This is a genomic window from Neolewinella antarctica, assembly GCF_011927835.1.
GTDB classification, from domain to species: domain Bacteria; phylum Bacteroidota; class Bacteroidia; order Chitinophagales; family Saprospiraceae; genus Neolewinella; species Neolewinella antarctica.
The window spans coordinates 143,617-153,383 of sequence record NZ_JAATJH010000008.1 but is presented as its reverse complement, the minus strand read 5'-3'; the positions used below and the strand labels follow the sequence as shown (position 1 = coordinate 153,383).

General features: G+C 52.8%; 6 protein-coding genes and 1 pseudogene. 5 read left to right on the top strand and 2 right to left on the bottom strand.

From position 1 onward, the window contains the following. Positions 1-115 precede the first annotated feature (115 nt). Positions 116-871, top strand: a pseudogene (locus GGR27_RS17910) (IS630 family transposase); the annotation flags it as partial. Positions 872-930: 59 nt separating this feature from the next. On the opposite strand, the gene GGR27_RS17905 reads toward GGR27_RS17910, so the two are convergent. Beyond that, on the bottom strand, positions 931-1,272 hold the full coding sequence (locus GGR27_RS17905; RefSeq protein ID WP_168039883.1) for an element excision factor XisI family protein: 342 nt from the start codon (positions 1,270-1,272) through the stop codon (positions 931-933). A 285-nt stretch (positions 1,273-1,557) separates the two neighbouring features. Between GGR27_RS17905 and GGR27_RS17900 the strand changes: the two genes are divergently transcribed. After that, positions 1,558-2,109 (top strand): hypothetical protein, encoded by a 552-nt coding sequence (locus GGR27_RS17900; RefSeq protein ID WP_168039881.1) that lies wholly within the window; start codon positions 1,558-1,560, stop codon positions 2,107-2,109. A 112-nt stretch (positions 2,110-2,221) separates the two neighbouring features. Continuing rightward, a complete protein-coding gene (locus tag GGR27_RS17895) occupies positions 2,222-3,280 on the top strand; it encodes a PspA/IM30 family protein (protein ID WP_168039879.1) in 1,059 nt (352 codons plus the stop codon). 236 nt (positions 3,281-3,516) lie between these two features. On the opposite strand, the gene GGR27_RS17890 is transcribed toward GGR27_RS17895, so the two are convergent. Continuing rightward, positions 3,517-4,503 carry a M23 family metallopeptidase gene (locus GGR27_RS17890; RefSeq protein ID WP_168039877.1) on the bottom strand — a complete coding sequence of 329 codons (987 nt, stop codon included), beginning with the start codon at positions 4,501-4,503 and terminating at the stop codon, positions 3,517-3,519. A gap of 604 nt (positions 4,504-5,107) precedes the next feature. Here GGR27_RS17890 and GGR27_RS17885 point away from each other — a divergent pair. Next, positions 5,108-7,915, top strand: a complete 2,808-nt coding sequence (locus tag GGR27_RS17885; RefSeq protein ID WP_168039875.1) for a TonB-dependent receptor — start codon at positions 5,108-5,110, stop codon at positions 7,913-7,915. Positions 7,916-7,966: 51 nt separating this feature from the next. Next, positions 7,967-9,607, top strand: coding sequence for a T9SS type A sorting domain-containing protein (locus GGR27_RS17880; RefSeq protein ID WP_168039873.1), 1,641 nt, complete (start codon positions 7,967-7,969; stop codon positions 9,605-9,607). Positions 9,608-9,767 lie beyond the last annotated feature (160 nt).

The following is a 9,767-nucleotide window of genomic DNA, read 5'->3' as shown; positions in this document are numbered from 1 at the left end:
TAAATTTACGGAGTGGCAGGGTTGACATAATTGATAGTTGTAGTTAACTTCAATTTACTGTTTTCCCTGTCATTTTCAAAATGTCTAGTAGTGTGCTTGCCTCCACACACTTAAACAAGCCCAGCAGTGGTTAGCTGATAACTATGATTATAAAGCCTCTACGGAAAGTGTGCGTAAACTCCTGCACCGACTTGGCTTGCGTCGTCTCAAAGTCAACCCTTTTCCGGGTAATCCTAAAAAGTTGAAGGAGTGGTTGGTCAAGCAAGCGGACTGGATCAAACACTTGAATAAACTACACATTCGGGCTGAGAAAAACGACATAGACATGGCCTTTTGTGACGCGGCTCACTTCGTGTATGGTAAATTTTGTAGCTATTTATGGAGTGACGAACCTGTGTATAAGGCAACGGGTAGTGGCCGCCACCGGCTCAATGTGTACGGAGCTTACGATCCGATTACCGGAAGAGTGTTGACGAACTACGGCGAGGGTAATATTGATGCTAAGTACATAGTAACATTTATGCAGTGGTTGCGAAACAATCACTACAAAGACCACCATCGTAAACTGCATCTGATGATGGATAACGCCCGTTACCAGCACTGTCAGTTTGTCAAGCAACACGCTGAAAAACTGAATATAAAACTAGAATTTCAACCCAGTTATTCACCCAACCTCAACTTAATTGAACGAGTTTGGAAGTACATAAAAGGGTTAGTAGGCAAGTGCCATTATCGAACTAAGGAAGAATTTTTTGGGGCAGTAAGTTCAATTTTAGAAAATATGGATCAGGATCAACACCAAGAAAAATTGATCACATTGCTCACCATGAAGTTCCAGACATATAAAGAATCACAAATCCTAGGTTGTTAGACTATAAACTCCCAAAACCGCCCGTAATCTCCTCAGGAAGCCAAGCAACAGAACAACCATCACCCCTCCGCAAACTCCGTATGCTTCCGAGCTAACGGCGGGTGCCAGGCAACAACCGTGGAAGCCATAGGAATGCCGGCCCTTTCCAGATGATCAATAATAATCACGGAAGAGCTATTACGGTGAATCCAGACTTTGCCGTCGGCTTTAACCTCCACGTGAATGCTCGTCCCGTAAGTGAAGCGCTCACCCTCCCAGCCTTCGATGGTGATGAGATAGTGACCGTTGCGGTCGTCTTGAATCAAGGTGGCTTTGATCGGGCCAGTTTGGTTATAATATTCTTTTTGAAGTCCCGTGAGGATCTCCCGAACCGTTTCCCTGTAAGTAGTTACCTGATCCATAGTTCAATTATTGGCGACGTACGGTGCTTACTTGCTAATAAAGTAGTTGTAAAATACGGACAAGCGCTTATATAAGGTTGAGGGCATCCTGCCCGAAGGTACGTACGGTAGCTGCCGCTGTTGCGTTCGGGCAGGATGCCCTCAACCTTTGCTCTTCCCAAAGTCACTCAGCACCTGCGACCGCGCAAAAAAACCACTACCCGTCGACGAAAACCACCCATTCATCCAAACCCTAAAACCCAAGCTAGCCCCCCGCCGTACATTTGCAGCCCAACGCAACCTAATATGTCCAACCTATCCGACGCATTCAACACCATGTCCCAAGAAGATGACCGCTTTGCCAACGTGCTGATGAAGGCACTCGAAGACAAGAACCTCGAAGGCTTCGATTACCTGGAATTCAAACAGTCCGTCGCCAAATTGACGGAGATGGGCATCGACTACGATACCGCCCTCCGCTCCGCCTACGCCACCGGTACGACGGTCGGCCTGTCGCTCGAAAAGCTCGTCAAGACCGCCCGCTACTACACGGAGGTGCTGCAGGACGAGAAGTCGAAGTTCATGAACTCGATGGAGAAGCACCTGATGAGTAACGTCGAGGGGAAGGCCAAGCAGACGGGGGAGCTCAAAAAGAAGATCGCCAACTACGAGGCTAAGATCGAACAGTTGCGCGAGGAGGTGGAGAAGGCAAAAACACAGATTGCCGAATCCACCGAGCTGATCAACTCCGCTAAGGACAAAGCGTCCGCCAATCAGAAAGGATTTGACGATGCGCTGGACGTCATCACCGCCGTGATTACGCAGGACGTAACGGACATCACCCGCGTGCTGGGCTAAGCTGTGCGCACCGCAACCGGGGGCATGATCGACCAATTTCGGCAACTTGCCGCGCACTCAATCGTTCTCATAGCGTAATTTCGCTAAACAGACCCCGCTACCGCCCCCACCCATGGCAGATTTTCCCTCCGAAGCAGTCAGTACTAAATCTTTCTGGAAACGCCCCGAAGGCGTCACCGGGCTCGTTTTCCTCATCGCGCTCCTCGCCGGAGGCGCTTTTTTGGTGAGTGCTTTCTGGGGTTTGCTGGTGCCGTTTTTATCCACCACCATCGGCCTCGTCGTTAGCCTGGCCGTGCTGGCCACCATCGTTTTCGCCGTGGTCGACCCCCGCACCCGGACGTTAATCTCCTACATGTACAAGAGCGGCATGCGCTCCGTCACCGGGCTGTTCGTCAACATCGACCCCATCGGTATCCTGAGATCTTACGTCGAGGAACTGGAAGGGAACCTGGTGGAAATGCGCAAGCAGATCGGTAAGCTACGCGGCCAGGTCCGCCACCTGAAGACGTTGGTGGAGACGAACGAATCCGAGATCGTCAAGCAACTCAAGCTAGCTAAGCTCGCTCAGAAGTCGAACAAGAACCAGCAAATGATCCTCTCCAGCCGCCGCGCCGCGCGCCTGCGGGAGTCGAACGAGAAGTACACCGTCCTACTCACAAAAATGGATGTCCTCAGCCGCGTCCTGAACCGGATGCACGATAATTCGGAAATCCTGCTGGAAGACACCCGCGATCAGGTCGAGCTAAAAATTCAGGAACGCAAAGCGATGCGGGCCAGCCACGGCGCCATGTCCTCGGCCATGTCCGTCATCAACGGCAATCCCGACCAGCGCGCCATGTTCGACGCGGCGCTGGAGAACATCGCCGACGACGTCGCCAGCAAGGTGGGCGAAATGGAACGGATGATGGACCTTAGTAATGAATTTATGTCGTCCGTCGACCTGCAAAACGGCGTGTTCGCCGACGAAGGCCTGCGGATGCTGGAAGAGTGGGAACGCAAGAGTGACCTGATGCTCTCCGGGGGGCACATCGAGTCGGAAACACCGGCGGCGCTCAACTCCGGTGCGGTCATCACGACCGATACGCTCGATCTCGACGCCATCCCCCGCCGGGAGAAGGACGTGCAGACGCGTTCCGGGAAGGCCGGGGAGTACGATCAATTCTTTGAGTAAACTGCGCAGCAACCGACCGTTACCAGGAGGGCGCGGTCGCGGGTGCAGAGAAATATCCGGGAAGAGCGTAATGGGTACGGAACCCAGGGTAGTTGTTCGCTACGGCCGTCCGTGAGACCTCCCGCAAATTTTATCTCCATCAGTAGCTAACTCACCAAAACAAAGCAGCCGATTCCTCACGGAGGAATCGGCTGCTTTGTTTATCCGGTACTGAGTAAAGAAGCTAATCGGTAGTCCTAGTGGCTGTCGAAGCTCATGTTATTCTGCTGCGAAGCTTTCACCAACGCGGCGTATTCTTCCGTCGTCAGGCCATCGTAGCAGTACTGAATGGGGTCGACGCGCTCGCCATCTTTGTGGATCTCGTAGTGCAGGTGGTCGCCAGTTGAAGAACCCGTGCTGCCTACCTCGCCGATCTTGGCACCTTTTTCGATGGAGTCACCACGCTTGACGTCGATCTTGTTCATGTGGCCGTACAGGCTTTCGTAGCCGAAGCCGTGGTCGATCACGACGCAGTTGCCGTAGTCTCCTCTTTTGCCGGACCAGATAACCTTACCCTTACCCGTTGCCTGGATCGGCGTGCCTTCTTTGCAGTTGAAGTCGATGCCGTAGTGCATCTTCTGCACCTTGTGGATGGGGTGGAGGCGGAAACCGAAGCCGGACAGGTTTTCGATGTTGCGCGAGTAAAGGTCGCGGCGGATCGGTTTGATGCTCGGAATGGCCGCCAGCATCTCTTCTTTCTGCTCCGCCATCAGCAGGATGGAATCAAGGCTGCGGGATTGTAGATCGAGCTGGTGCTTGAAGCGGTCCATCTTGGTGCGCATCGTGGCCAGTTTGCCGCCGGCCATGGGTAGGCTCTTGAGGTCTTCGTAGACTTCGTGACCACCGCGGCCACCCGTCCAGACGTCTTCGTCGATCGGTTCCATACCGAAAACCACCCGGTGGGCGGAGGCGTCGCGTTCCTGAATGTTGGATAATACGGAAGAATAGAGCTCTAGCTCCCCGCGCATCTCGGCGAGTTGGTCCTGCATGATGTCGTTTTCCTGGTGCGCCATCCGTTCGGAGGGGCTGGGGAAGTAACGGTGGATCAGGACGGTAAACAAACCGGCCACCAGCAGAATGGCGCACAGTAAGGCCCCGTACCGGAGGAAGGTGTACCGTAACGGCTCGACGACGCGGTCGTACTGGAGTGTTGTTTGGTTGAAGACGAACTTGTCGCGTCTCATATAAATATCGTTAGGCGAAAAAATAAGCGGCCGGCAAAGCGTGTGATGATGAAAGCGAAAGCGTAATCCGAGCCGGCGCGCCCGTGGTGTCGAAAAGGTATGTCCCATACGGACTATTGCACCCTCGGTCGCAAACATAACCCCATGGGCACCCCATGGGTGCGTTTTGGCGGAAAAACTTATCCACACTGTCACTTATCCGTGTATTTGCCGGTGTTTATGACAATAATCTTGTATTTGGTGATGTGGAATTGTGGGCGAGTGGCTGAAAGCTTGGTTCAGCTAGGGTAATTGATCGTGCCCCGCACGTAGGCGGCGTCTACTTTGGGGGGTGTGCGGTATGAGGAGCACGTCGTAATCTCTCGAATACCGGGTACGCCTCTTTGCTCTTCACGAATTTTCCGTGGCACCCGCGCCCACGCCCGCACCCGCACCCGCACCCGCACTTTTTCTCCGTAGATGGCTAGTTGCTTAATAGTTAAGCAAAGCCCGGGCGGACTGATAAATAAGCTGGCCGACGTATTAACCAGCGAATATTCACTAAATTCGCCCCGGCCTTATCGTTAGGCGTTCGTCTTTCTCTCGATCATGTATTCTCTTTCGTATGCGGTTACAACAACTCCTCTTTACGCTCGCGGGCGTCCTTTTTTGCGGTCTGCTTTCGGCTCAGATCACCCTGCGGGGTAAGATCGTCGACGCCAACACCGGCGATGACCTGATTGGGGCCAGCGTACTGGCCAAGGGCACGACGACCGGCACCGTTACCGACATCGATGGCTCCTGGGAACTGACGGTCTCCGGCTTGCCTACCGTGCTCCAATTCAGCTACATCGGCTTTGCGCCGACGGAAGTAGAGGTGGTCGAGCGCGGACAGGACCTCACGATTCGCCTCGGGGACGATGCGATTACTACGGAGACGGTGGAGGTGGTTGGGCAAAGAGTCAGTGATAAGCAGCGGCAATCCGCACTAACCGTGGAAAGCTTAGATGCCATTGCGATCCAGCAAACGCCCGCTTCGAACTTCTACGACGGGCTTGGTAGTCTGAAAGACGTAGATCTTACCTCCGCCAGCCTCGGTTTCAAGATTGTCAACACTCGTGGCTTTAACTCTACTAACCCAGTTCGGTCTCTCCAGATCATTGACGGCGTCGATAACCAGAGCCCGGGCCTCAACTTCTCGTTGGGTAACTTTCTCGGTGCCTCCGAACTGGACGTTAACCGAGTAAACCTTGTCGTAGGCGCTAGCTCGGCATTTTACGGTCCGAATGCCTTCAACGGTGTGATTTCCATAGAAACAAAAGATCCTTTCCTCCAACAGGGTTTTTCCGCACAACTCAAAGTAGCCGAACGAAATCTCTTCGAAGGGGGTGTCCGGTGGGCGGATGCAATCAAGAACGAAGACGGTGAGGAATGGATGGCCTATAAGTTAAACCTTTCCGGCTTCCGCGCCGATGACTGGGTCGCTGATAACTTTGACCGCGTCTTCGACACTGATTTTGGTCCCGATAACTTGGGTGGTTACGACGCGGTAAACATTTACGGTGACGAAGCTAGTCCGACCTTTGATTTCGAAGGGGTAAGAAATTTACCCGGTCTTGGGAGAATTTTTCGGGAGGGATACAAGGAGGAGGATTTAGTGGACTACGACAGCGAAAACCTCAAAGCGGGTGTCGCTTTCCACTTTCGCTTGAACCCCAAGAAAGCGCTGGAGAGCACGGAACTACTGGTAGCTAGTAACTACAGCACGGGTACGACGGTTTACCAGGGCGATAATCGGTTTTCGCTGCGGGGCATTCAGTTTTTTCAGCACCGCCTTGAACTGCGTAACCGGGATAATTTTTTCGTCCGCGCCTACGTAACCCATGAGGACGCCGGTGATAGTTACGATCCTTACTTTACGGCCCTTCGTTTGCAGGACCGCTCTAAGCCGGATGATGCCTGGGCTTCAGAATATACCGATTACTGGCAAAGGAATATCGTTCCCCGGTTCAACAACCTGGAAGGTTACCCTAACTGCTTTCCGAGAGACTGTGGGATATTGGAAAGAGACCAATTGCGCAGTACCTTTTTCGAGCAGCCAAACATTCGTGAACTACTGGAAGAATACCACGCAGAGGCCCGAGAGTTTGCCCAGTCGCCCCGGGGGGTAAACACGCAAGGGGACCTCCGCCCCGGCACCGCCGAGTTTCAGGAAGCATTTGATGAAATCACCAGCACGATAGCATCGGAAGAAGAAGACGGTTCACGTTTTTTCGACCGCAGCGCGCTCTATCACGTGCACGGGGAAAAGAAGTTTAACAGTATTTGGCAACCCAACGACGCCAGTCGCCTCGAAGCGACGGTGGGGGCCAACGGACGCCTGTATACTCCGAATAGCCAAGGTTCGATCCTGCTGGATACGGCCGGACGTAACATCGATACTTGGGAAATTGGCGCGTACGGCGGCGGTACGTTACACCTGAACGACCGGTACAAGATCAGCACTAGCCTACGGGTGGATAAGAACGAAAACTTCGACGTCCTACTTAGTCCAGCCGCTAGCTTTGTCTACACACCTTCGCAAACAACAACGGCCCGCGTATCCTTCTCCTCCGCCATCAGAAACCCGACGCTGGCGGATCAATACCTCAATTACGACGTTGGCCGGGCTACACTCATCGGTAATCTTAATGGTGTAGAAGGTCTCAATACGGTGGAGAGCGTACGTGCCTTCGCGAACTCCGGTCGGCAGGCCGATCTCGTTTTCTTTGACGTGGCACCCATCAAGCCGGAACGGGTTAGAACACTCGAAGCGGGTTACCGGACGACGTTATTCGAGAAACTGTACCTCGACGCTACGTACTACTATAGTTTCTACGATGATTTTATCGGCTTCAACATTGGGGTCGATGCGAACACCTTCGGTACGCAGCTTTTGTCCGCAGCAGCATTCCGAGTGTCGGCCAATGCACAAGAGCAGGTCACTACTCAGGGTTTTAGTATTGGTGGTAACTACTACTTCGCGAATTACTTTTCCTTTAACGGAAACTACAGTTGGAACAAACTTAATTCGGACACGGACGACCCCATCGTTCCGGCTTTTAATACCCCCGAGCACAAGTTTAACCTTGGTGTTAGTGGGCGCAACGTACCGGTCGGATTTCTTGGAAGCGGCGTGCGGGACCTAGGCTTTAGCATTAACTACAAATGGATTGATGGTTTCATTTTCGAAGGCTCGCCCCAGTTTACCGGCTTCGTTGAAAGCTATGGTATGTTGGATGCTCAGGTCAACCTGGCGGTCCCATCAATCAACACGACCATTAAACTCGGTGCCTCGAACATACTGGACAACAAAGTTTTTACAGTTTACGGCGGTCCGCGGATCGGACGCTTAGCCTATCTATCCGCCACTTACGAACTAAAGGGGCGATAAGCCACGCCCCCATTTTATCACAGTACTCTGAAATTTTCTTAAACATAAATTATGCACAAAAATTACCTAATAACTGCACTTAGCCTACTCTTCGTAGTTAGCTCGCTGCAAGCACAGGTTCGCTTTCTCGACCCAGTGTTTGACGCCGGTAGTGCCGAAACGGTTACGTACGCTAATAACTTCAGCGAACAATTCCAAATGAATATTGACCTCACCGCCGATGTTTACCAGCCGGTAGGCGATACCCTGGATTTACGCCCCGTCGTTGTTCTCTACCACACCGGTAACTTCTTACCTCGTTACTTTAACGGAAGCGCTTATGGTGGCAAGGATGATTCCGTAAATATCGAAATCCTGACTCGCCTCGTCGAACGGGGCTACGTAGGTATGTCCGCTACTTACCGTTCGGGTTGGCAGCCAGCGGCGGACGCTTCTACCCGCACGGGTACGCTGTTGCGGGCCGTATACCGCGCTAGCCAGGATGGCCACGCCATGGCTCGTTACCTCCGCAAAACCGTTGCGGAAGATGATAACCCATACCGTATTGATACGAGCCGGATTGTGTTCTACGGAATTGGTTCGGGTGGTTACCTCGTGCAGGCGCACAACTTCTTGGACGACGTCGCGCAAGTCGAACAGAACGATCAGTTTTATGACGAAGCTGGAGTATCTTTGATCAATGTCGACACCATCAGTAATCCTGAAGGAACGATTGCTGCTTTTGAGCACATTGTCAATCATCCCGGCTATTCTTCCGACGTTGCCCTGACGGTCAACCTCGGTGGTGCCCTGGGTGATTCGCTTTGGATCGATGGGGACAAAACGAGTGGCAACGGAGGCTACGAAGCTCCCTTCATTGCCGCCCACAGTGCAAATGATCCTTTCGCTCCATTTTATTACGGTCTGGTTACCGTTCCCGTAGCAACGCCGCTGCCTGTTGTTCGCGTACCTGGCTCCAATCTCGTTGTTTCACTTGCCAATGAGCGCGGCATCAACGACGTGCTGGCACCCGCAAATGTTGCTACCCTTCCCGATATGTTTGGTCCATTAGCCAACACCATTAACAGTATCGTGAATGATTATAAGGATGATGAAAGACCTGTACCGGGCTCAAATACGGAAACCTTCCCATTAGGCCGTGATAACTTGTGGACGATCAACCGTACGGGGGCAAACGCCGGTACGAATGGTACTGCCGGAGCCGTCTACAATTGGTTCAGCGAGCCAATCCTACGGCAAAAAATAACTGGTATTAATGACGCTCGTCCTGGTGCAAACCTTGATGCTGACCGGATTATCGCGGGTGAGCCGATCACTAACCCCAACTTCAACCAGCCGGCAAGAGCAAAAGCAGAGATTGATAGTATCATGGCTCACTTTTACCCCCGTGCTTGGTACGCGCTTAATCTCAATGACGTAGTATCTTCCACGCAGAACCTCGTGAGCACCACCGCCATCGCCCTCACCATCTTCCCCAACCCCGCCACCGACCAGTTCACGGTCGAAGTAGCGGAGTCGGAGTTGATCCGTTCCGTGCAGATCACAGACATCGAAGGCCGGATCGTTCGGACGATCTCTAACATTAACAGCAACCGGACCGTCGTCAATCGGGAAGGTATGCCACGCGGTGTCTACATCGTTCAGCTACGGCTCGACCGTGGCGTTAGTGCACAGAAGGTGTTCATACGTTAAGGAATTAACGTAATCCACCAATTATTTTGAGGAAAAGCCTCCGTAAGCCTTGTGCTTGCGGGGGCTTTTTGTTAGTACGTTGGGAATGAGGTTTAATTGGCGCGGTCGCGGGTGCGGGGTTTAGCTCGTCGGAAGCAGAGATGGACCAGAAGCAAGGGTT

Bases quoted from the DNA above. Each gene is read 5' to 3' on its own strand.
- GGR27_RS17905 (WP_168039883.1), bottom strand. From the start codon at position 1,272: ATGGATCAGGTAACTACTTACAGGGAAACGGTTCGGGAGATCCTCACG.
- GGR27_RS17900 (WP_168039881.1), top strand. From the start codon at position 1,558: ATGTCCAACCTATCCGACGCATTCAACACCATGTCCCAAGAAGATGAC.
- GGR27_RS17895 (WP_168039879.1), top strand. From the start codon at position 2,222: ATGGCAGATTTTCCCTCCGAAGCAGTCAGTACTAAATCTTTCTGGAAA.
- GGR27_RS17890 (WP_168039877.1), bottom strand. From the start codon at position 4,503: ATGAGACGCGACAAGTTCGTCTTCAACCAAACAACACTCCAGTACGAC.
- GGR27_RS17885 (WP_168039875.1), top strand. From the start codon at position 5,108: ATGCGGTTACAACAACTCCTCTTTACGCTCGCGGGCGTCCTTTTTTGC.
- GGR27_RS17880 (WP_168039873.1), top strand. From the start codon at position 7,967: ATGCACAAAAATTACCTAATAACTGCACTTAGCCTACTCTTCGTAGTT.